This is a genomic window from Streptomyces sp. NPDC058576 (genome assembly GCF_042718715.1).
In the GTDB taxonomy this organism is placed as follows: Bacteria; Actinomycetota; Actinomycetes; order Streptomycetales; family Streptomycetaceae; genus Streptomyces.
This window is the reverse complement of record NZ_JBHXPF010000001.1, coordinates 288,775-310,581: the sequence shown is the minus strand read 5'-3', so window position 1 is coordinate 310,581 and position 21,807 is coordinate 288,775. Positions and strand designations below refer to the sequence as shown.

Below are 21,807 nucleotides of genomic sequence, written 5' to 3'. Positions count from 1 at the left end.
GTCCCTTTTCTGGAGATTAACTCCCGATGCTGTTTACTGATGACAACCTCGGGCTCTGGCCGGAAAAAGGCGGTACGGGCGCGAGGCCGCTGGGGAAGGCGTACCTCGTCCCACACGGGAGGTTCCGGTGACGACACGTGGAGTCCTGTACGTTCACTCCGCACCGCGCGCGCTGTGCCCACATGTCGAGTGGGCCGTGGCGGGCGTCCTCGGTGTGCGGGTCCAGCTGGACTGGATCAGACAGCCGGCCGCCCCCGGCACCTGGCGGTCCGAATTCTCCTGGAAGGGCCGCGCCGGCACCGCCTCGCAGCTCGCCTCCGCCCTGCGCGGCTGGGACCTGCTGCGCTTCGAGGTGACCGCCGAGCCGTGCCCCACCGCCGAGGGCGAGCGCTACAGCTCCACCCCCGGCCTCGGCATCTTCCACGCCGTCACCGGCATGCACGGCGACATCCTGATCCCCGAGGACCGGCTGCGGGCCGCGCTGGCGCGCTCGGTGCGCGGCGAGAGCGATCTGGAGGCCGAGATCGCCTCCCTGCTCGGCAAGCCCTGGGACGACGAGCTGGAGTCCTTCCGCCACGCGGGCGAGGGCGCGCCTGTTCGCTGGCTGCACCAGGTGGTCTAGCTGCCGGGGCGCAACATCGAGCCCCGCCGGGCCATTCAAGCCCCTTGGGCCCCGTTCACCCAGCGGGGATCGGCGAGCAATTCAAGCCCCTCCGGCGATTGCGGAGCGGGGTCCGGGCGGAGCCCCGAAGAACGACGAAGCCCGCCTCCCAGGACCCGGGAAGCGGGCTTCACACGTACAGGCGCCCGGAGGGCCTGGCGTCACACGGACCGGAACGCCAGCACCACGTTGTGCCCGCCGAACCCGAACGAGTTGTTGATCGCAGCGATCGGCCCCTCGGGCAGCACCCGGGGCTCACCGCGCACGATGTCCGCGTCGATCGCCTCGTCGAGCTCGTCGACGTTGATGGTGGGCGGAGCGATGCGGTGGTGCAGCGCGAGAACGGTGGCCACCGTCTCGATACCGCCCGCGCCGCCCAGCAGGTGACCCGTCATCGACTTCGTCGCGGAGATCGCGACATGGTCCAGGTCGTCGCCCAGCACCTTGCGCAGCGCCTTGATCTCCGCGAGGTCGCCCTGCGGCGTCGACGTGGCGTGCGCGTTGAGGTGGACCACCTCGGACGGCTTGAGGTCGCTGGAGTCCAGCAGGTTCTGCATCGCGGCGGCGATGCCCCGCCCGGTGGGCTCGGGCTGCGCGATGTGGTGGGCGTCGGCCGACAGGCCCTGGCCCAGTGCCTCGCAGTAGACCTTCGCGCCACGCTTCGCGGCGTGCTCGGCGGACTCCAGGATGACGACGCCCGCACCCTCGCCGAGGACGAAGCCGTCCCGGCCGGTGTCGTACGGGCGCGAGGCCTTCTCGGGCTCGTCGTTGCTCTTGGACATCGCCATCATGTTGGCGAAGGCCGCGATCGGCAGCGGGTGGATCGCCGCCTCGGTGCCACCGGCGACGACCACGTCGGCACGTCCGGTACGGATCATCTCGACGGCGTACCCGATCGCCTCCGCGCCGGACGCGCAGGCGGAGACGGGCGTGTGGACACCGGCCTGGGCGTTGACCTCCAGGCCGACGTTGGCCGCCGGGCCGTTGGGCATGAGCATGGGAACGGTGTGCGGGGAGACGCGGCGTACGCCCTTCTCCTTCAGCACGTCGTACTGGTCGAGCAGGGTGATCACGCCGCCGATGCCGGAGGCGATGACCGAACCCAGACGCTCGGGAACGATGGTCTCGTCCTCACCGGCCTTGGCGGTGAAGCCCGCGTCCGCCCAGGCCTCGCGGGCCGCGATCAGCGCGAACTGCGCGGAGCGGTCCAGCTTGCGGGCCAGCGGGCGAGGAAGGACGTCGCCCGGGTCGACGGCCGCGAGGGCGGCGATCCGGACGGGCAGTTCGGCGAAGCGCTCGCCTTCGAGAGGCTTGACGCCGGACCGGCCGGCCATCAGACCTTCCCAGGTCGATGCGGAGTCGCCACCCAGCGGAGTGGTTGCGCCGATACCGGTGACGACCACGGTGCGATTGGTCGAGTTCACTGGAAAATCTTCTCCACGTGTAGAGGGTCGTGAATCAGCGGCGCCACCGCCGGGTGGCGACACAGCCGGGCTGGGATCAGCCCTGGTGCTTCAGGATGTAGTCGGCGGCGTCGCCGACCGTCTTGAGGTTCTTGACGTCCTCGTCGGGGATCTTGACGTCGAAGCGCTCCTCGGCGGCGACGACGACCTCGACCATGGACAGCGAGTCGACGTCCAGGTCGTCGGTGAAGGACTTGTCCAGCTGGACGTCCTCGACCGGGATACCGGCGATCTCGTTGACGATCTCGGCGAGACCGGTGACGATCTCTTCCTGCGTGGCGGCCATCTTGGCGCTCCTTCGGTGGGTTTCTTCAGTGTTCGTAGCTACGGACCAAAAGGTCCGGTGTGCCTAGGGGAGGGTAACGACCGTCGCGGCGTAGACGAGACCCGCCCCGAAGCCGATGACGAGCGCGGTGTCGCCGCTCTTCGCCTGACCGGTCGCCAGAAGCCGCTCCATCGCGAGCGGGATCGAGGCGGCGGACGTGTTGCCGGTGGACTCGATGTCACGGGCGACCGTGACGTGCTCCGGCAGCTTCAGGGTCTTCACCATCGAATCGATGATCCGCATGTTGGCCTGGTGCGGGATGAAGACGTCCAGGTCTTCCGGGGCGATCCCGGCCGCGTCCAGCGCCTGCTGGGCGACCTTCGCCATCTCGAAGACGGCCCAGCGGAACACCGCCTGGCCCTCCTGCGTGATGGCCGGGAACTTGACCTCGCCCTTGGAGTCGAGGGGCAGTTGGGAGACGTCGCCGAGGCGGAACTCGTTCCAGCCGACCGTCTGCTTGATGGTCTCGGACTTGTCGCCCTCGGAGCCCCACACGGTCGGGCCGATGGCCGGTTCCGGGGAGGGGCCCACGACGACCGCGCCCGCACCGTCACCGAACAGGAAGGCCGTCGCGCGGTCCTCCAGGTCGGTCAGGTCGCTGAGCCGCTCCACGCCGATCACCAGGACGTACTCCGCCGAGCCCTCGACCACCATGCCCTTGGCGAGGGTGAGGCCGTAGCCGAAGCCCGCGCAGCCGGCCGAGATGTCGAAGGCGGCGGGCTTGCCCGAGCCGATCTTGTGGGCGATCTCGGTGGCGACGGCCGGGGTCTGCTTGAAGTGCGAGACGGTCGAGACGACGACCGCGCCGATCTGCTCGGGGTCGATCCCGGCGTCGGCGATGGCCTTGCCGGACGCCTCGATCGACATCGCGGCCACGGTCTCCTCCTCGGAGGCCCAGTGGCGGGTCACGATGCCGGAGCGGGAGCGGATCCACTCGTCGGACGAGTCGATCGTCTCGAGGATCACCTCGTTCGGCACGACCCGGGTCGGGCGGTAGCCGCCGACCCCGAGGATCCGTGCGTACGGGGCGCCCTTGCTGGGCTTGATCTTCGACATGCTCGCTCCTTAGACGCCTGCGTGCTCGGACATGAGCGCGCGGGCCGCGTCGAGGTCGTCGGGGGTCTTGAGGGCGAGCGTCCGGACGCCGGGCAGCGCGCGCTTGGCGAGCCCGGTCAGCGTGCCGCCGGGGCTCAGCTCGACGAGTGCGGTGACGCCCAGGGACTGGAAGGTCTCCATGCACAGGTCCCAGCGGACCGGGTTGGCGACCTGCCCGACCAGCCGGGCGACGACCTCGGTGCCGGTGGCCACGGTGTGGCCGTCGGCGTTGGAAACGTAGCGCACGGTCGGGTCGGAGACCGTGAGGTCGCCGACCGCCGCGCGCAGCTTCTCCACGGCCGGGGCCATGTGGTGCGTGTGGAACGCGCCGGCCACCTTCAGCGGGACGACCCGGCGCACGCCTTCGGGCTTGTCGGCCTCCAGGGCGGCGATCTGTGCCGCCGTTCCGGCGGCGACGATCTGCCCGCCGCCGTTGACGTTGGCCGGGGTCAGCCCGAGCTTCTCCAGGTGCGGCACCGTGACGGCGGGGTCGCCGCCGAGGAGGGCCGCCATCCCGGTCTCGGTGACCGCGGCGGCCGCGGCCATGCCGAGGCCCCGGGTACGGACGAAGCGCAGCGCGGCCTCGTCCTCGATGACGCCGGCCAGCGTGGCGGCGGTGATCTCACCGACGCTGTGGCCCGCGACGACATCGGGGGACGCGGCGTCCAGGGCGGTGGCCGAGAGCAGTCCGGCGGCCACCAGGAGCGGCTGGGCCACGGCCGTGTCGCGGATCTCGTCCGCGTCGGCCTTCGTGCCGTAGTGGGCAAGGTCGAGCCCGATGGCGTCGGACCAGCCCGCGATGCGGTCGGCGGCACCGGGGAGGTCGAGCCAGGGAGTCAGGAAGCCGGGCGTCTGAGCGCCTTGGCCGGGAGCGACGAGTACGAGCACCCTCACACTCTCTCTTGTGGACGGCTCCGCACGCCCGTGGGGACAGGGACGAAGAACCGTCGGGGGAATTGTTGGAGTCCAACAAAAGTCTAGGACTGGGGATCCGCTGCGGCCAAGCGCCCCAGGATCAGGGCGATCCGCAGCGTGAACGCGGAGCGCACATCAGAGGGTGACCATCCGGTGACGTCGGTCACACGTCGCAGCCGGTAGCGCACGGTGTTGGGGTGCACAAACAGCATCCGTGCGGCGCCTTCCAGACTGCTCGCCTGCTCCAGATAGACACTCAGCGTTTCCAGGAGAGCCGAACCGGCCTCCTCCAGCGGTCTGTAGATCTCCTCCACCAACTGGTCCCGCGCGGCCGGGTCTCCGGCCATCGCGCGCTCCGGGAGGAGATCGTCCGCCAGGACCGGCCGCGGCGCGTCCTGCCACGCCAGGCACGCCTTCAGTCCGGCGGCCGCCGCCTGCGCGGACCGGGTGGCCGCCAGCAGGTCCGGCACCACGGGACCGGCGACGACCGGCCCGGCCGCGTACGGCCCGATCAGGCCTTTCGCGACCTGGAGCGGGTTGTCGCTGCCGCCCGCGATGACGACGAGCCGGTTGCCGAGGACCCCCGTGAGGACCTGGAGCTTGGCGTGCCGGGCAGCGCGCCGGATCGCCTCCACGGTCAGCTCGCTGTCCCCGTCGGGCGCGGTGCCGAGGATGACGCAGACGTGCTCGGGGGAGTTCCAGCCGAGCGCGGCGGCCCGGGACACCGCCCCCTCGTCGGCCTCGCCGGAGAGCACCGCGTTCACCACCAGCGACTCCAGCCGGGCGTCCCAGGCGCCCCGGGCCTCGGCGGCCTGGGCGTAGACCTGGGCGGTGGCGAAGGCGATCTCGCGCGCGTAGACGAGCAGCGCCTCCCGCAGCACCGACTCGTCACCCGGGGCGGCGACCTCGTCGATCGCGGCCTCCATGACCTCGATCGTGGTACGCACCATCTCCACGGTCTGCCGCAGGGTGATGGCCCGGGTCAGTTCGCGCGGCGCGGTGCCGAACACATCGGTCGAGATGGCCTGCGGGGTCTCGGGATGCCGGAACCACTCGGTGAACGCGGCGATACCGGCCTGGGCGACCAGGCCGATCCAGGACCGGTTCTCCGGCGGCATCGCCCGGTACCACGGCAGCGATTCGTCCATGCGGGCAATCGCGTTCGCGGCCAGCCGGCCGGAGGACTGCTCCAGCCGTTTCAGGGTCGCGGCGTGCAGGTGGGCGTCGTGGGCGGGGGGCTGCTCAGGATCGGGTCGGGGCACGAGGACAAGACTGCCTTATCGGGCCGGTGGATCGGTGGGGCGGGGCGACGGTGCTCCGTACCGGCGGGTAGCGGAACACCTCGCGGAGCACCCGGTTACCGTGGCCGGGTGATATCCGTGCACCGGTCCGAGAACCGCTACCGGGGCGGGGACGAGGCCGCCGGGATCGACACCCGGCACGCCCTGTCCTTCGGCCCCTTCTACGACCCGGACAACCTCCGCTTCGGCCCGGTCCTGGCCTGCAACGAGGAGCGCCTCGAACGGGGCTCGGGCTTCGATGAGCATCCGCACAGCCATACGGAGATCGTCACCTGGGTCGTCGAGGGCGAGCTGACCCACCGCGATTCGGCCGGCCACTCCACCGTCGTCCGCCCCGGGGACGTCGCCCACCTCAGCGCGGCCTCCGGGGTCCGCCACGTCGAACGCAACGACGGCTCCGCCCCGTTGACCTTCCTCCAGATGTGGCTGGCCCCCCTGGAGCCCGGCGGCGAGCCCTCGTACACGGTCGTGCCCGGCATCGCCGACTCCACCCCGTACGCCCTGCCCGACGCGGGCGCGATGCTCCACGTCCGCCGCCTGGCCGAGAACGAACGCACAGCGGTTCCGGACGCGGTGCGCCTGTACGTGCATGTGGTGCGGGGGACGGTCGCCCTGGACGGCGAGGAGCTGGGCCCCGGCGACGCCGCCCGGATCACCGATGCGGAGGGCCTGTCGGCGGTCGCGGTGGCGGGGCCGGCGGAGCTGCTGGTGTGGGAGCTGGCGGGCTGAGGGCGCCCGCCTGTCCTATCCGGCCCGGCGAGCCCGCCACAGGTCGCGGAGCAGGGCGATCTCGGCCATGTGGTGGATGAGTTCGAGATTGGCGTTGGCCAGGACGCTGATGTACGCGTCGTCGGGGTCGGAGCCGTACGGATACCGCGAGAGGCCCACGGTGTCGAGCTGCTCCTCGGTGAGGGTGTCCAGGCTCGTCCGGTGGCGGTCGAGCGCCGCCCGGAAGCGGTCCTGCGCGAGCGAGGCGGACGGCGTGAAGTCGACCAGCAGATGCGGGTCCTGCCGCCGCTCGCCGAAGGTCCACTCCCACCGGCCCGCGAAGTCGGAGTGCAGATGCCCCAGCCGCCACGCGATGGTGGTGATCGGTACGACGTCGGGCTCCGGCTCACCGGTGAACGCCAGGACCTCCTCGACCCGTTCGACGCTCACGCTCCAGTCCTCGGCGATCTTCGCCACGGACATCCCGTCCGCCGCCTGCCGCGCGACCTCCGCGTACTCGCTCGCCGGAATCTCCGGCGCCCCCTTGTCGAGCACCCAGGCGCCGGGACCGTACGCCCGAGGCGTCACCGCCTCCTCCCGCCGCCGGATCGACCAGCTGCCGGGGGCGGGCTCCCACAGATACTCCTCGTCCCCGAGTCCGTGCAGGCGGACCTCGGCCATCTCCCGTGCCTGATCGAACTGTTCGAGCAGAATGCCCAGTCGGTCGGTCCGCTGACCCTGGCCGCTCATACGCAGCTCCCTCGTCGTAGAGCCCCGGGCGAACCCCGGCGTCCGGAGGGAAGCTAACGGCTCACCCGGCCGGGCGCGACCGAATTCCCGGAGGGCTGCCGGAGCCTCGGATCACCCCGGGGACCGCTCGGACGCCTGGCGGACGAATCCAGCAGCGCACCCCGTGGCGAACGCGAGGACGACGCCCTCGTCCCCGGCCGCGGCGTACGGCCGAAAGAAGGCTCCGCCCGGCGCGCGAGCGATGACGGAAGCGGGCGGCCAGGTCAGTGCTGCACCGCCGCCACCTCCGGTGGCAGATCGTCCGGGAGCAGCAGGCGCAGATCGTCCAGGCTCGGTGCGGACATCGCACCGAGGCGCCCCGCCTGGCGCGTCATCATCGCCTCCAGGATCTGGCGGGCCGCCCGCGCGTTGCCGAAGGCGTGGTCGCGCGGCAGGGAATCCACGTAGGCGTACAGCGCGGCGATCGTCTCCGTGGAGCAGTCGTACCCGTAGCCGGTGGCCTGCTGGGTGAGGATCTCCAGCAGGTCGTCCGTGGAGTAGCTCTCGAACTCCACCGTGCGCGAGAAGCGCGAGGCCAGACCCGGGTTGGAATCGAGGAAGCGGCGCATCTCGCGGGTGTACCCGGCGGCGATGACCACGACCTCGTCGCGGTGGTCCTCCATCAGCTTCAGCAGCGTGTCGACCGCCTCCCGGCCGAAGTCGGAGGTCGCGCCCTCCGGCGTGAGCGTGTACGCCTCGTCGACGAACAGCACGCCACCCAGGGCGCGTTCGAAGGCGTCCTTGGTCAACTGCGCGGTGTGGCCCACGTACCGGCCGACCAGGTCGGCGCGCGCCACCTCGACCAACTGCCCCTTGGGCAGCACTCCGAGGGAGCGCAGCAGGTCCGCGTACAGCCGCGCGATGGTGGTCTTACCCGTACCGGGCGGCCCGGAGAAGATGAGGTGGTTGCTGATCTTCGGGGTGGGGAGTCCGGCGGCCTTGCGCTGCTTCGTCGCGGTGAGGAGGTTGACCAGCGCGGTCACCTCGTTCTTCACCGCCGTGAGGCCGATCATGGAGTGCAGCTGGGCGAGGAGTTCCTCGGAGCCCGGGCCGTCGTCCGCCGGTGTGCCCGTGTCGGGTGCGACGTCCTCGGGCAGGAGGAGGGCCAGGTCGCTCTCGGCGGGATTCTTCATCGAGGCGAACCGGGACGCCTGGCGGTCCACCATCTCCTCGAACACCCGGCGTGCCGCGCGGCCGTTGCCGAACGTGGCGTCGCGCGGCATGCGTTCGTAGTGCCGGGCGAGGGCCTCCCGGGTCTCTGCGGCCAGCTCGTAGCGGTGGCCCAGGCACATGTTCTCGGTGATGGTCACCAGCTCGTCCACCGAGTAGTTGGCGAAGTCGATGGTCCGGGTGAACCGGGAAGCCAGACCCGGGTTGGAGGAGAGGAAGCTCTCCATCTCGCCGGTGTAGCCGGCGGCGATCACGGCGACGTCGTCGCGGTGGTCCTCCATCAGCTTCAGCAGCGTGTCGACCGCCTCGCGGCCGAAGTCGGCGCCGGAGCCCTTGCTGTCGGAGAGCAGGGTGTACGCCTCGTCGATGAACAGCACCCCGCCCAAGGCCTCGTTGAACGCCTCGGTGGTCTTGATGGCCGTGCCGCCGATCACCTGCGCGACCAGGTCGGCGCGGGAGACCTCCACGAGGTGCCCCGACCTGAGGACGCCGAGATCGGCCAGGATGCCGCCGTACAGCCTGGCGACCGTCGTCTTGCCGGTGCCGGGCGGGCCGGAGAAGACCAGGTGGCGGCTGACCTGGGCGACGGGCATGCCGAGCTGGGCACGGCGCTGGTTGAGCTGGTTCAGGTTGACCAGGTTGCGCACCTGGCTCTTGACCTCGGCGAGGCCGACGAGGGACTCCAGCTCCTCCAGCGGACCCTCGGGCCCCTTCTTCGCGGCGTCGGGGCCGCCGCCCGCGACGTCCGGAGGAAGGGTGTCGCCCCAGGCGTCCGGGACCGCGTTTCCGGCGCTGTTGAGGCCCTCGATCGTGAGGCGTTCGTTGACCCGGGTCTGCCGCAGGCCCGCACCGCGGTTGTCGCGGACGGTGCAGTCGGCGACGGTGATGGGTTCCCCGCTGTCGATCCGGATGCCGTCGCCGACGCTGCCGATGACCTGCGAGGAGGTGAGCGTGGCGCGGGAGCCGTTGGCGAGGAGGATGCCGTGGGCGCCGGAGTCGGTGATGTGGACCCGCAGGACGGAGAGTTCACCGCCGTTGTCCACCGTGATGCCGCCCGCCGCCGCGAACTCGACGGCGCAGTCCCGGACGGTGCCCCGCCCCTCCGTGCCGACGGAGATCGTGGTGTCCTCGGCCGCTCTCATGACCGTGTCGCGGATGTCGGGGTTGCCGCCCGAGGCGATGCGCACCGCCGATCCGCCCGCGCGGTCGATCTCGCAGTGCTCCAGCCGGCCGCGCCCGTCCTCTGCCACCTCGACACCGTTGCCACCCGGCGAGGTGATCCGAACGCGGCGCAGCAGCGGGTCGGCCCCGGTGCGGATACGGACGGCGACCCCGGCCGCGTCGCTGACGAGCAGTTCGTCGAACTCGGCGGTCGAGTCCTCCTCCAGCAGGACGGCACCGTTCGCGTCCGCGCAGTCGCGCACCGCGCAGCCGATCAGGGTGGGCGAGCTGGAGTCGATCACCCGGACGGCCGGGGCGGCGGCGGTGTCGAACTCGCAGTGCTGGAAGGTGCCCCGGGAGCGCTCGCTGACCACCAGGCCGCTGCCCTTGGTGCGGGAGGTCCGGCAGTCGAGGAACTCCGGGTCGGCGCTCACGGCCAGCATGATGCCGGGGCCGGAGGTGTCGCTGACGGAGACGCTCTCCAGCGACGGGCGGGCGGAGCTGGTGATGTAGACGCCGACGGAGGTGTCGTGCACGGTGGTGCGCAGGACCCGGGTGCCGCTGCGGCCCTCCAGGGCGATGGACGGCTTGTCCGTGCCGGAGATGTCGCAGTCCTCCACCAGGCCCTGTGCCTCGTCCGAGGTCAGCACGCCGTTGGCCCGCGCGTCGAGGATGCGGCAGTCCCGTACCGTCGTCCGGGCCTCCGCGCCGATGACGACGCCGGAGGTTCCGAGGTTCGATATGCGGCAGCCGGCTATGACGCTGCCCGTGGGGGCGGAGTCCACGATCCCGGCGCCCTTGGGGTTGCTGACCCGGCAGTCGCGCATGGCGACCGAGCCCGACTCCCGGGCCAGCACGGCCGTCCAGCCGGAGCCGACGATCGTGCAACCGTCCATCGCTACCTGGCCGCGCGGGGCGTCGACCACCGGCAGGTCCTCGCTCCCGCCGCGCAGGGTGAGGTCGGTGAGCATGACGGCGTCGGCGACCAGGATGACGGCGGTGCCCCGGCGCGGGCAGATCTCGGCGCTGCCCGGCTCCCCGTCCGCGACGATGGTGACCCGCGTCCGCACCGTCAGGTTCTCCGGGTAGCGGCCGGGGCTCACCCGGATCACCGCACCCGTGCGTGCCTTGTCCAGGGCTTCACCGATCGTCCGGAAGCTGTCCGGTTGGTCCGACCCGACCCTGAGCAATTGCCGTGACACGCCCGATCCTCCTCCTAGTGGTGCCGCTGCCCGCCTCTCCCGCCGGGGACCGGAAGGAAAAGGAGGTGACTGCTTCTCCCGCCGGACCGGAAGGAAACCGGATCGCGTCGGGTCCGTGCAGCTGTGCGCACGCGAGGAAGGCTACGGGACCGGCACCGCGATGTTCCAGGTGGGACAGGACAGTTCAGGCCGGAACCGAGAAGCGCCTGCCGCATCCCGTGCGACGTGCCGTCATCCGTTCGGCCTATCATGCGCGCCATGCCCCCTGCCCGATTTCGCCGCCGCCCACGGGCCACGGCCGTCGCCGCCGCTCTGTCGCTCATCGTGCTCCCGACCGGGCTGGCCGCCGCGGGCACCACGCCCGCCGCGGCCGACTCCGTGGGACTCCCCGTCGTACGTTCCGTACTGGCGGAGGACGACACCTGCGTCGAGGCCTCTGAGGTGAAGGCCCGGTCCGAGCCCTGGACCATGGGCGCGCTCGGGGCGGCCCGCGCCCGGCCGCTCTCCCAGGGCGCCGGGCAGACCGTCGCCGTCGTGGACACCGGGGTCGGGGAGTCGGCCCCGGCGCTCTCCGGCCGGGTGACCGCGATCGGGGACGCGGGCAAGGACTGCGTCGGGCACGGCACCTTCGCGGCCGGTCTGATAGCGGCGACCCCGGGCGCCTCCGGAGGGCCGGCCGGACTGGCCCCCGAGGCCCGCATCCTGGCCGTACGGGGCGCGGACGAGCGCGGCGGGTCCACGGTCGCCCAGGTCGCCGCCGGCATCCGCGAGGCGGCCGACGAGGGCGCCTCCGTCATCTACGTCGCCGCCGCCCTGGCCGGCGGCAAGGCGGAGCTGACCAACGCCGTCGCCTACGCGAGCGACAAGGACGCGCTGGTCGTGGCCCCCCTCGCCCCGGACGCGCTGCCGAGGGACGCGAAGCCCGCCGCCTGGTACTGGCCCGCCGCCGCCCCGGGGGCGATCGGTGTGACGGACTACGGCCCGGACGGACAGCGCCCCGCCAACGCGCCCGTGGTGGGCGGGGCGGACCTGGCCGCGCCCGGGGACGCGGTGGTGAGCATCGGCCCCGAGGGCGCGGGCCACTTCATCGGCTACGGGGCCTCGTTCGCCGCCGCGCACGTCGCGGGGGCGGCGGCGCAGGTACGAGCGCGCCACCCGAAGCTGTCGGCGGCCGACACGGCACGCCGCCTCACCGAGGCGGCCTACCCGGCGAGCCCGCCGCGCCTGGACCCGTACGCCGCCCTGACCGCCGTCCTGACGGACGAGAAGGGGGCGGTGCCCCGGACCGAGCGGGCCGAGGTCCCGCCGCCGCCCGCGGCGGAGCCCCGTACCCGCGCGCTGATCGCGGCGGGCGTGGGCGGCGGCGTGGTGCTGCTGGTCGCCGCGGGCGCGGTGGTGATCCCGCGCGGGCGGGCCCGCAACTGGCGTCCTGCGGGGAGCTGAGGGCGCCCGGGGGGTGGCTGACCGTGCCGCGTGGGCGGAGCGGTTCCGGCACCCCCCCAGGGCGCCGCTGAGGCCGGGGCCCTGGTCTCCCCGTCCTGCCCTCGGACCGGGGAGACTCGTGCGGCCCGCGGCTCAGGACTGCTCGTCCTCCAGCACCGCCGTCTGCACCTGGATCTGCTTGCGGCGCGTCACCCGCGTGCCTCGGCCCGGCGGCAGGTTGCGGCCCTTGACGTTGCCCAGGATGAAGCCCTCCGACGGCGGGCACGACAGCAGCAGCGTCGGGGTGTTGACCTCCTGCATCCGCCGCAGCATGGGCTCGCCCAGGCCCCGGCCCGCACCGGCGGCGGAGCGGGCGACGACCAGGTGCAGGCCGACCTCGTAGCCGAGCGCGAGGTGGTTCAGCAGCGGGTCGAACGGCGCGTTCATCGCACTGGTGCCGAGCATGTCGTAGTCGTCCACGAGGATGAACAGCCGCGGCCCGTCCCACCAGTCGCAGGTGCGCATCCGGGCCGGGGTGATCTCCGGACCCGGTACGCGCGCCGCCACCGCCCGCGCCGCGCCGCCGATCAGCTCCTTGAGGGCGTCCATCGCCACCGCGTGGCCGAGCCGGTACGCGTCCGGGATGGCCTCCACCAGGGCGCGGCGGTAGTCCACGACCATGATCCGCGCCTCGGCCGGGGTGTACCGGTCCATGATGGCCTTGGCCGTCATCCGCAGCATGTTGGTCTTGCCGCTCTCCGTGTCCCCGACCACGATCATGTGGGGGGTCTCGGAGAAGTCGTGCCAGACCGTCGACAGGCGCTCCTCCTCCAGGCCGATGGGCATCTTGAAATCGCCCTTGGGAGCCGGGAGTTCCGACAGCTTGAGCCGGGTCGGCAGCATCCGTACCTGCGGCGCGGGCGGGCCCTGCCAGCTCTCGCGGACCGCCGCCACCAGACCGGCCACCCCGTCGGAGAGGTCGTCGGCGGACTCGACGCCGTCGATGCGCGGCAGCGCCGTGAGGTAGTGCAGCTTGGCGTCCCGGGTCAGGCCGCGCCCCGGGAGCCGGGGCACGGTCGCGGCACGTCGGTTGTCGATCTCGGAGTCCATCGGGTCACCCATCCGCAGCTCCAGGTGGGTCGCGGCCTGGTCCCGGATCGCGGACGTCACCTCCACCCAGCGCGCGGTGGTGACGATCAGGTGGATGCCGTAGTTCAGACCGCGCGCGGCGATCGCGCCGAACGTCTGGATGTACCGGTCGAAGTCCTGGCGCACCGTCGACCAGCCGTCGATCACCAGGAACACGTCGCCGTGGTGGTGCTCCGGGAACTCCCCGGCGGCCAGCCGGCGGCGGAACGTCGCCATCGAGTCGATGCCGTTGTCCAGGAAGAACCGCTCGCGCTCCGCCAGCAGGGTCGTGACCTCGGAGATCGTACGGCCCACCCGCTCGGCGTCCAGCCGTGCCGCGACCCCGCTGACGTGCGGCAGCCCGGACAGCCCGGCGAGCGCGCCGCCGCCGAAGTCGAGGCAGTAGAACTGGACCTCGCGCGGGGTGTGGGTGAGCGCCAGCGCGGTGATGATCGTCCGGACCATCGTGCTCTTGCCGCTCTGCGGGCCGCCCGCGATGGCGATGTGCCCGCCCGCGCCCGAGAGATCGACGGTCAGCAGGTCGCGCAGCTGGTCGAAGGGGCGGTCGATGATGCCGAGCGGGATGGTGAGCCGCCCGCGATGCGACGCGTCGGTCGTCAGTCCGTACTCGGGGTGCGGGGTGAGCGGCGGCAGCACCTGGTCGAGCGTGGCGGGGAGGTCCAGCGGCGGCAGCCACACCTGGTGGGCCGGCGGCCCCGCGGTCAGCAGCCGGTCCACGGCGACGGAGAGCAGAGTTTCGCCGGTCTCCTCCTGCTGCTCGGGCTCGGGCTCCGGGGTGTCGGGGAGCTGGCGCGGTACGACGTAACTGCTGGTCCACGGCACGGTCTGACTGGCCACCCGCGCCTGGTTCGCGCTGCCCCGGCGCTGCTGGTAGGGGCCGGAGACGTAGGCGGCGCGGAACCGGGTCAGCGCCTCCACGCCCGACTTGAGGAAGCCGCTCCCGGGGGCCGACGGCAACTGGTAGGCGTCGGGCACGCCGAGCACGCCGCGGCTCTCCATCGCGGAGAACGTCCGCAGACCGACCCGGTAGGAGAGGTGGCTCTCCAGCTGGTGCATGCGGCCCTCGTCCAGGCGCTGCGAGGCGAGCAGCAGGTGCACGCCGAGGGACCGGCCCAGACGGCCGATCATCACGAACAGCTCCATGAACTCGCGGTGCGCCGCCAGCAGTTCGCTGAACTCGTCGACGACGACGAACAGGCTGGGCAGCGGCTCCAGCGGGACGCCGGACGCGCGGGCCTTCTCGTAGTCCAGCGCGGAGGTGTAGTTGCCCGCCGACCGCAGCAGCTCCTGCCGGCGCATCAGCTCGCCGTGCAGGGCGTCCTGCATACGGCCGACCAGCGCCGCCTCGCCCGCCAGGTTGGTGATGACGGCGGAGGTGTGCGGGAGGTCCTCGAGACCCAGGAAGGTGGCACCGCCCTTGAAGTCGACCAGGACGAAGTTGAGCGTCTCCGAGGAGTTCGTCAGGGCGAGCGAGAGGACCAGGGTGCGCAGCAGCTCGCTCTTGCCGGAGCCGGTGGCGCCGATCAGCATGCCGTGCGGCCCGGTGCCGCCCTGGGCGGACTCCTTGATGTCCAGCTCGACCGGCTCGCCGTCCGCGCCGACCGCGATCGGCACCTTGAGCCGGTTGGGGCCGGTGTGCTGCTGCCACAGGGTGTTCGGGTCGTGGCGGTGCAGGTCGGGTATGCCCAGCAGCGTGGTCAGTTCCACGTTGGCGGAGAGCGGCTCGGAGGAGTCCGACGCCGAGCCCAGGCCCATGCGGTACGGGGCGAGCCGCCGCGCGAGCGACACCGCGCCCGTGAGCCCGAAGGTGTCGGGCCGGCCGAGCCGGGTGATCTGCTCCTTGCGCTCGCGGTCGGTGCGCACCAGACCGAGTTCGTCATCGTCGACCGTGAAGCGCAGAGTGATGCGGCCGGGGCGCCAGGAGAGCGCGCCGCTGAGGTCCAGGACGACCGTGTTGCGGAAGCCGGGACCGTCGAGCCGGTGGCCCGCCGGAATGACCCCGCCGTCCACGACGATCACGGTGAACGGCTCCTCGCGCCCGGGCACCGCGTCCGGGTCGAACTGCGGCCGCTCCATGAACTCGGCGCCGAGCAGATTCTCCAGCTCGCCCCAGGCGGAGACGGTCATCCGGGTCGGACCCGCGCCGTCGGTGTCGTGCGGGTGCAGGCTGTGGGGGAGCCACTTCGTCCACTCCCAGTCCGCTCGCCGCTCGTCGGAGACGCAGAACGCGATCCACACGTCGTCCGGCGAGTGGAAGGTGGCCAACTGGCCGAGCAGTGCCCGCGCCAGGGAACGTATCCGCTCCTCGTCGCCCTGGAACAGCACGCGGGCCCAGGCGCGCAGGTAGATCGCGATGGGCTGGTCCGGAACCGTCGAGTAGGCGCGGATGAAGCTGCGCAACGCGTGGGCGCTGAGCGGCTCCAGGTCCTCCACGGGGTTGGTCGAGCTCGACGCCAGCTTCAGGCCCAGCTTCTGTTCGCCGACGGCCATCCGGATCTCGCCGAAGTCCTCGTCCCGGGGGCGCCGCTCCCACAGCCGGGTGGTGCCGGTCATCGACCACAGGGCTGCGGGCTCCGGGTGCCGCCATGCCAGGGCCAGTTGCTGGTCCACGACCGCGCCGCGCACCTTGCGCCGGATCTGGGTGAGATAGCGCAGATAGTCCCGGCGCTCGCCCTTGAGCTTCTGCTTGCGCTCCGCCGCCCGGCGCATGAACTGGCCGATGAACATGGCGGCGGCACCGAGCACCATCAGCCCCAGGGCGATGTAGATGAAGCCGCCGGAGCCCCGCGTCATACCGGGCCGCATGAACATGAACATCATCGAGACCGACATCAGCGCCATCGGCAGGTACGTCCACACGGCGGAGGTGTCGGGCACCGTCTCGGGGAGGACCGGCGGCTCCTGGAGATTCAGCTCCCCGTCGGGCATCTCCGGGCCACGGCGTCGGGCCGGGCGGCGGAACAGGATCACACTCAAGGAACCGTCTCCTTCGGGGACATGGGGGAGAGCGGGCGGAACGGCGTCGCAGGGCACGCCGCCCGCCGTCGACCGGGGGCCGGGACGCGGACAGGCCTTCGCCGTGCACGCACCCTACGCCGCGCCCCGGCCGAAGCCGAAAGCCCGCCCGGGGGCTCCCGCGGTGGGCGGGAGGGGGCCGAACCGCGGTGTCACAGTTCTGCTACATCACGGCTTCGGGGCAGGCCCCGCGCGGTCGTCGGCCCCGCCGGAAGAGCGCAAACGGAAGCACTTCCCGGCCGAACGGGCGCCTGCGGAGCCTTTTCCCTGCCCGGACGGGCAGACGCGGAACGGCTTTTTTGGCCGGACGGGCACACGCGGAGCTATTTCCCGGCCGAAACCGCGCATGCCGAACCGCCCTTCGTGCCCGTACGGCCGACCGTGCCGCAATTCGCCGGACGCGGAAGGCCGTTTCGTATTCCGTGGCGCGGGCCACGTGGCCCAGACTAGGCCGCTGATATTACGATCGCCGTATCGGTCGTCAACAACCGTCGCCGTCACACGGTTTGGAACCGCCCACCGAAGCAGGGTGTTCACCGGTCCGCCGGCCCCTGTTCCCCCGCCCGTTCTCAGCCGTAACCGGAGAAGCGTGAGCCATCCCGATGACTGACACTCAGGTGGCCGAGCTGTGCCGTCTGACGGTACGAGCTCCTGCCAAGAGCATCGATCTCGCCGTGCCCGCCGACGTCCCCGTGGCGGACCTGCTGCCCGCCGTGCTCGGCTACGCGGGCGACAACCTCGAAGAAGCCGGTATCGACCACGGCGGCTGGGTCCTCCAGCGGCTCGGCGGCGAGCCCCTGGACGAGGAACTCACCCTCGATTCCTACGGGCTGCGGGACGGCGACACCCTCTACCTCCGGCCGCGCGCCGAGGCTCTGCCCGAGGTGCACCTCGACGACCTGGTCGACGGCATCGCCACCACGATGCGCGACCACCCCTTCGGCTGGACCCCCAAGGTGAGCCGCTGGGTGCTCCTCGGCATCGTTGTCGCGGTCCTCGCCGGCGGCGTTCTGGTGATCGCCTGGCCCGGCGGCTCCTCGCTGTCCCGGTCCGTCTTCGCCACCGCGGCCGGCCTCCTCCTGCTCGCGGGTGCGGGCGCGGCGAGCAGGGCGGTCGGGGACGCGGGCGCCGGAGCCGCGCTCGGCTTCATGGTCGGGCCCTACCTGGCGCTGGCCGGCTGGCTGCTGCCCGGCGGGGAACTCGCTGGGCCGCACGCCTACGAGACCCTGGGGGCCCGGCTGCTCGCGGCCAGTGCGGCGATGGCCGGCGGGGCGGTCCTCGCGCTTGCCGTCGTGGCCGCGTTCGCCGCCCTCTTCCTGAGCGTCGCCGTCGTCTCGCTGTTCGCCGCCATCGCCGCCGTCCTGCTCCTCACCACGGACCTGGCGCCGGTGCACGCCGCCGGGATCCTCGCCGTCCTCGCGGTGATCCTGGGGGCCTTCGTCCCCTCGCTCGCCTTCCGGATGTCCGGGATGCGGATGCCTCCGCTGCCGACCAACGCCCAGCAGTTGCAGGAGGGCATCGAGCCGCACGCCGCCTCCGCGGTCTCGGCCCGCGCCATCCTCGCCGACGGCTGGATGACGTCGCTCTACGGAGCGGTGGGCCTGGTCGGCGCCGCGTGCGTGGCCATCCTGGCCCGGGAGCGTGAGCTGGCCGAGATCATCATGACGGTGGCGCTGTGCCTGCTGCTCGTCCTGCACGCCCGAGGCCTCGGCAACATCTGGCAGCGCATGTCCCTGGTGGTCCCGGGCGTTTTCGGGCTGCTCATGCTGGTGCTGGTCGCCGCCCCCGCCGCGTCCCCGGGCAGCCGTCTGGTCACGGCCGCGGGGCTGCTCGCGGCTGCCGCCGCGGTCGCCATCGCCGCCTGGACCGTGCCCGGCCGCCGGCTCGTCCCGTACTGGGGCCGCGCGGGCGAAGTGCTCCACTCGGCCCTCGCGATCGCCGTGCTCCCGCTCGCCCTGTGGGTGCTCGGCGTGTACGGCGCCCTGCGGGCCATCAACGCCTGACCTGAAGGGAGAACCGCTGCCGTGCAGTCGAAACGCGACCAGGTCCAGGCCCACATGTTCGTCATGGGCCGGCTGACCTCCGGCATGCTTCGCGCCGACCCCGACGCCCCGGAGAGCCCGCAGGGGCGCACCAACCGGGGGGTGGTGATCGGCATCGTGATCGCCGTCCTGCTGTCGGCCGGCTCCTTCGTCCTCGGCCTCCTCAAGCCCGGTACCAAGGACTCCTGGCGGGCCGCCGGAACCCTCGTCGTCAACAAGGACACCGGGTCCCGCTACCTCTACCTGGACGGGCGGCTGCGTCCGGTGCGCAACTACGCGTCGGCGCGGCTGCTCGCGGGCGCCGACATGAAGGCGGTCGCGGTCGGCTCGAAGTCCCTGAGCGGTACGCCGCACGGGGCGCCCATCGGCATCAGCGGCGCCCCGGACGCCCTGCCCGGGAGCGCGGACCTGGACACAGGCCCCTGGCAGGTCTGTTCGGGCAGCGGAACCGGAAGGACCGGCACCGCCGTCGCGGTGGGCCTGCCGGCGGACGCCACCGGGCTGCCCACCGACCAGGCCATGCTCGTCACCGGGCCGGACAAGGCCGACTACCTGGTCTGGCGCGGCAGCAAGCTGCTGATCGACGAGGACACCCGCGCCCGCGAGGCCCTCGGCTACGCCTCCACCTCCCGGCTGCCCGTCTCCGCCGCCTTCCTGAACGCCCTGCCCTCGGGACCCGACCTGCGCCCGCCGAACGTACCGGGCAAGGGCGAGAAGCGCCCCGCGCTCGGCGGCGGGGAGTCCCGGATCGGCCAGGTCTTCCGGGTCACCGTCCCGGGCTCCGCCGACCGCTACTACCTGCTGCGCCAGGAGGGCCTGACCCCGCTCACCGCGACCGGGGCCGCGCTGGTGCTCGGCGACCCGGAGACCCGCGAGAAGGTGTACGGGGGAGGCGCGGCGAAGGTCGTGACGCTGGGCGCGGACGCGTTGAGCGGCCGGCTGGCCCCCGGCGCGGGGACCGGTGCGGAGGAGGCGAACCTGCCCCCGGAGCCGCCGGAGGCGGTGGCCCTCGGCGAGGACCGCACGGTATGCATCCGGGTCCAGCCGAGTGAGCGCGGACCGCGCATCAGCGTGGCGCTGACCGGGACGGGCACCCTGGGTCCCGCCGCCCAGGCGCCGCCCGAGGGCCTCACCCCGGCCTGCATGCCGGTCGGCTCGATCAGCGTGCGGCCGGGCGGCGGATCCCTGGTGCGGGCGCTCGGGGCGAGCGGGAGCACGGTCGGCACCACCGTCTACCTGGTGACCGACACCGGGATGAAGTACCGGGTCGGCACCGCCGACGGCCTCGCCGCCCTCGGCTACAGCGAGGGCCAGGCGCGAGGGCTCCCGGCACCGCTGCTGGCCATGCTGCCGACGGGGCCGGACCTCACCAAGGACGCTGCCGCCCTGGGCCGGAACACGAACACGACCCCACGCTGCAACCGGACGTGAGGGCACGGCGGATGGTTGTACCGGAGGAGGTGAAATTCTTGTGACCCGGCTGATAAACGCTCGTGTCGTGACAACCGGAGGAGGTGATCCACCGTCCTCCTCCCCGAAGGGATCCGCCAATACCGTTTCCGACGGCGGGCATTGCCCGTTCGGGCGCGGGGAAACAGATCCATTCGGAAGGTGATTCCGCAAGGGGCTCACCTCAGATCCAGATCAAATCTCCTTCGCGAATCACCCCAAAAGCGGGGCCGGGGTCGAGAAGATGACGCAAGGCATTGAATCCTCAACACCCCTTTCCTTAGGCTCCGTTCGTCCAGACCATTCGGGCGCCGGTCTTCCGGCCGCGTCCGGCCAGGCACCGCGCCACGCGGGAACCGGAACCCGGCGGCGCGACACATCAGGAGGCGCAGCAACATGGCAGGTACGGGCGCACAGCAGTCACTGGCGTCATCCACCCAGAACGGTGTCACCGCACTGGAGATGGCTTTCACCGGCGTGCAGAGCAGCCGCCAGGACGTCGAGAACATGAAGCACAACCTCGCCTCCGGCTACGCCGGCAGCGACGGTGGCGCGTTCCAGAAGCTGCTGGACCGCTGGGACCAGCAGGCGGAGATCATCTCCAGCAACCTCCGCGACATGATCACGACGCTGGAGGAGACCATGCGCGCGCAGGGCATCCAGCAGAACAACTCGAACGACTCGATCCAGCAGGCGTTCAACCGCTCCGAGGAGATCTTCAACGCGCTCGCCGGATCCACCGCGGGCCGCTGACCGCTCCTTGAGCACCCGGAGCCCTGATGGGTGAACGGGCCCCGCACGCCACTGTCCCTGACGCACCTGCCGCGAGACGAGGAAGACCATGACCCCCCCGCTTGACTTCACCGACGGCCAGATCTACGTCGACTACTCCCACATGGAGAACGCCGCCGACGACATGGTCCAGCAGACCAAGGCGATCGACAGCATCCTCACCAACCTGGAAGCCGAACTCCAGGAGCTCCAGCGCAGCTGGGAGGGTGAGGACAAGGCTGTGTACGCCGAGAAGCAGGCCTCCTGGAACAACGCGGTCGAGGAGATGAAGCGCATTCTCACCGAGCACTCGGCGCTGCTGACCGACGTCTCGGGCAGCTACAAGTACAGCGAGAACTCCCTGAAGTCGCTCTGGGAGAGCGTGCGCATCGGCAGCTGACCCGGGGCGGCACGCCCCGGGTCCCTCCCGGGCGGCCGTTCGCGTGTGTCCCTCGCGCGCCCGGCCGCCCGCCGCAGTCGGGGCGGTGCGCCCTCCGCAGCGGCCCCAGCGGGCCGCGGGCGGACGGCGCACCGGCCCCGTGAGCCCCTGGACATCCCGGAAGACTGGAGAAGTGCGACATGGCGGAAGCACCCGCACTCAATCTCAACAAGGCGTGGTTGCAGAGCTTCCTCGACAACGACCTCGTCCCGTTCCTCGCCGAGGTCAAGAAGATGCGGGAGGACGGCACGACGACCGACGGGAAGACCGTGCCCGGGATCCCCATGCTGCAGGGCGGTGAGGACGGGTCCGCGACCGCGGCCGGATTCCACGACGGGCAGGCGAAGCCGCTCGCGATCGGGAGCATGGCGAGGGACGAAGCGGGCCGCACCAACGGCGGCTACCTGGTCAAGAGCCTGAACGGGCTGATCGATCAGCTCGACGACATCCTCAAGCTCCAGGTCGAACTCTTCGAGCAGATCGAGGAGGACCTGGAGGCCACCATCGAGGAGCTCTTCAAGACCCAGGACGGCAACCTGGACAAGATCGACGGCAAGGACATGATCGACTTCTTCGAAGGCGTGGACGAGGTGCTCTCCGAATCCGCCGGCGGCTCGAACAACGACGAGGACGAGGACGAATGACCTTCGTCGCGGCCGGCCGGTAGCCCCGGCCGGCGCTCCTCCGCACGCCCGCGGTCCGGCGGACCGTACCCCCGCCCGTCCTCCTG

The 21,807-nt window shown here is 71.8% G+C and carries 16 protein-coding genes; 8 read left to right on the top strand and 8 right to left on the bottom strand.

Going from position 1 to position 21,807, the window contains the following annotated elements:
* The first annotated feature begins 127 nt into the window (after positions 1-127).
* On the top strand, positions 128-622 hold the full coding sequence (locus ACFWRV_RS01175) for a DUF3145 domain-containing protein (RefSeq protein ID WP_003969374.1): 495 nt from the start codon (positions 128-130) through the stop codon (positions 620-622).
* A gap of 200 nt (positions 623-822) precedes the next feature.
* Here ACFWRV_RS01175 and fabF read toward each other — a convergent pair whose 3' ends face one another.
* The 5 genes from fabF to ACFWRV_RS01150 all read right to left on the bottom strand — a co-directional run bounded on the left by fabF (position 823) and on the right by ACFWRV_RS01150 (position 5,721).
* Positions 823-2,085, bottom strand: coding sequence for a beta-ketoacyl-ACP synthase II (fabF, locus tag ACFWRV_RS01170; protein ID WP_384326587.1), 1,263 nt, complete (start codon positions 2,083-2,085; stop codon positions 823-825).
* Positions 2,086-2,161: 76 nt separating this feature from the next.
* On the bottom strand, positions 2,162-2,410 hold the full coding sequence (locus ACFWRV_RS01165) for an acyl carrier protein (protein ID WP_014045780.1): 249 nt from the start codon (positions 2,408-2,410) through the stop codon (positions 2,162-2,164).
* Between the two features lie 63 nt (positions 2,411-2,473).
* On the bottom strand, positions 2,474-3,505 hold the full coding sequence (locus ACFWRV_RS01160; protein WP_384326585.1) for a ketoacyl-ACP synthase III: 1,032 nt from the start codon (positions 3,503-3,505) through the stop codon (positions 2,474-2,476).
* 9 nt (positions 3,506-3,514) lie between these two features.
* On the bottom strand, positions 3,515-4,432 hold the full coding sequence (locus tag ACFWRV_RS01155) for an ACP S-malonyltransferase (RefSeq protein WP_384326583.1): 918 nt from the start codon (positions 4,430-4,432) through the stop codon (positions 3,515-3,517).
* Positions 4,433-4,521: 89 nt separating this feature from the next.
* Positions 4,522-5,721, bottom strand: coding sequence for a PucR family transcriptional regulator (locus ACFWRV_RS01150; RefSeq protein ID WP_384326582.1), 1,200 nt, complete (start codon positions 5,719-5,721; stop codon positions 4,522-4,524).
* 108 nt (positions 5,722-5,829) lie between these two features.
* Here ACFWRV_RS01150 and ACFWRV_RS01145 point away from each other — a divergent pair, with 108 nt between their 5' ends.
* On the top strand, positions 5,830-6,489 hold the full coding sequence (locus ACFWRV_RS01145; protein ID WP_384326580.1) for a pirin family protein: 660 nt from the start codon (positions 5,830-5,832) through the stop codon (positions 6,487-6,489).
* A gap of 15 nt (positions 6,490-6,504) precedes the next feature.
* Here ACFWRV_RS01145 and ACFWRV_RS01140 read toward each other — a convergent pair whose 3' ends face one another.
* A complete protein-coding gene (locus ACFWRV_RS01140; RefSeq protein ID WP_384326578.1) occupies positions 6,505-7,218 on the bottom strand; it encodes a DinB family protein in 714 nt (237 codons plus the stop codon).
* 263 nt (positions 7,219-7,481) lie between these two features.
* Entirely contained in the window at positions 7,482-10,790 is a 3,309-nt protein-coding gene (locus ACFWRV_RS01135; protein ID WP_384326577.1) for a right-handed parallel beta-helix repeat-containing protein, read from the bottom strand.
* Between the two features lie 258 nt (positions 10,791-11,048).
* Here ACFWRV_RS01135 and ACFWRV_RS01130 point away from each other — a divergent pair, with 258 nt between their 5' ends.
* Positions 11,049-12,233, top strand: coding sequence for a S8 family serine peptidase (locus tag ACFWRV_RS01130; protein WP_384326575.1), 1,185 nt, complete (start codon positions 11,049-11,051; stop codon positions 12,231-12,233).
* Between the two features lie 132 nt (positions 12,234-12,365).
* Here the strand turns inward: ACFWRV_RS01130 and eccCa are convergent, their stop codons facing one another.
* Positions 12,366-16,331 carry a type VII secretion protein EccCa gene (eccCa, locus tag ACFWRV_RS01125; protein WP_384326703.1) on the bottom strand — a complete coding sequence of 1,322 codons (3,966 nt, stop codon included), beginning with the start codon at positions 16,329-16,331 and terminating at the stop codon, positions 12,366-12,368.
* Positions 16,332-16,978: 647 nt separating this feature from the next.
* On the opposite strand from eccCa, the gene eccD reads away from it, so the two are divergent.
* The 5 genes from eccD (at position 16,979) to ACFWRV_RS01100 (ending at position 21,721) form a co-directional block, all read left to right on the top strand.
* Positions 16,979-18,379 carry a type VII secretion integral membrane protein EccD gene (gene eccD, locus ACFWRV_RS01120; RefSeq protein WP_384326574.1) on the top strand — a complete coding sequence of 467 codons (1,401 nt, stop codon included), beginning with the start codon at positions 16,979-16,981 and terminating at the stop codon, positions 18,377-18,379.
* 21 nt (positions 18,380-18,400) lie between these two features.
* Positions 18,401-19,849: a type VII secretion protein EccB gene (gene eccB, locus ACFWRV_RS01115; protein WP_384326572.1), complete on the top strand. Its 1,449-nt coding sequence runs from the start codon at positions 18,401-18,403 to the stop codon at positions 19,847-19,849.
* Between the two features lie 414 nt (positions 19,850-20,263).
* Positions 20,264-20,620, top strand: coding sequence for a hypothetical protein (locus ACFWRV_RS01110; RefSeq protein WP_215108014.1), 357 nt, complete (start codon positions 20,264-20,266; stop codon positions 20,618-20,620).
* Positions 20,621-20,708: 88 nt separating this feature from the next.
* On the top strand, positions 20,709-21,038 hold the full coding sequence (locus tag ACFWRV_RS01105) for a WXG100 family type VII secretion target (RefSeq protein ID WP_384326570.1): 330 nt from the start codon (positions 20,709-20,711) through the stop codon (positions 21,036-21,038).
* A 179-nt stretch (positions 21,039-21,217) separates the two neighbouring features.
* Entirely contained in the window at positions 21,218-21,721 is a 504-nt protein-coding gene (locus tag ACFWRV_RS01100; protein ID WP_384326569.1) for a type VII secretion system-associated protein, read from the top strand.
* Positions 21,722-21,807 lie beyond the last annotated feature (86 nt).

Coding starts and splice junctions, on each gene's coding strand:
- ACFWRV_RS01160 (WP_384326585.1), bottom strand. CDS start 3,505: ATGTCGAAGATCAAGCCCAGCAAGGGCGCCCCGTACGCACGGATCCTC.
- eccD (WP_384326574.1), top strand. CDS start 16,979: ATGACTGACACTCAGGTGGCCGAGCTGTGCCGTCTGACGGTACGAGCT.
- ACFWRV_RS01165 (WP_014045780.1), bottom strand. CDS start 2,410: ATGGCCGCCACGCAGGAAGAGATCGTCACCGGTCTCGCCGAGATCGTC.
- ACFWRV_RS01110 (WP_215108014.1), top strand. CDS start 20,264: ATGGCAGGTACGGGCGCACAGCAGTCACTGGCGTCATCCACCCAGAAC.
- ACFWRV_RS01105 (WP_384326570.1), top strand. CDS start 20,709: ATGACCCCCCCGCTTGACTTCACCGACGGCCAGATCTACGTCGACTAC.
- ACFWRV_RS01100 (WP_384326569.1), top strand. CDS start 21,218: ATGGCGGAAGCACCCGCACTCAATCTCAACAAGGCGTGGTTGCAGAGC.
- ACFWRV_RS01130 (WP_384326575.1), top strand. CDS start 11,049: ATGCCCCCTGCCCGATTTCGCCGCCGCCCACGGGCCACGGCCGTCGCC.
- ACFWRV_RS01140 (WP_384326578.1), bottom strand. CDS start 7,218: ATGAGCGGCCAGGGTCAGCGGACCGACCGACTGGGCATTCTGCTCGAA.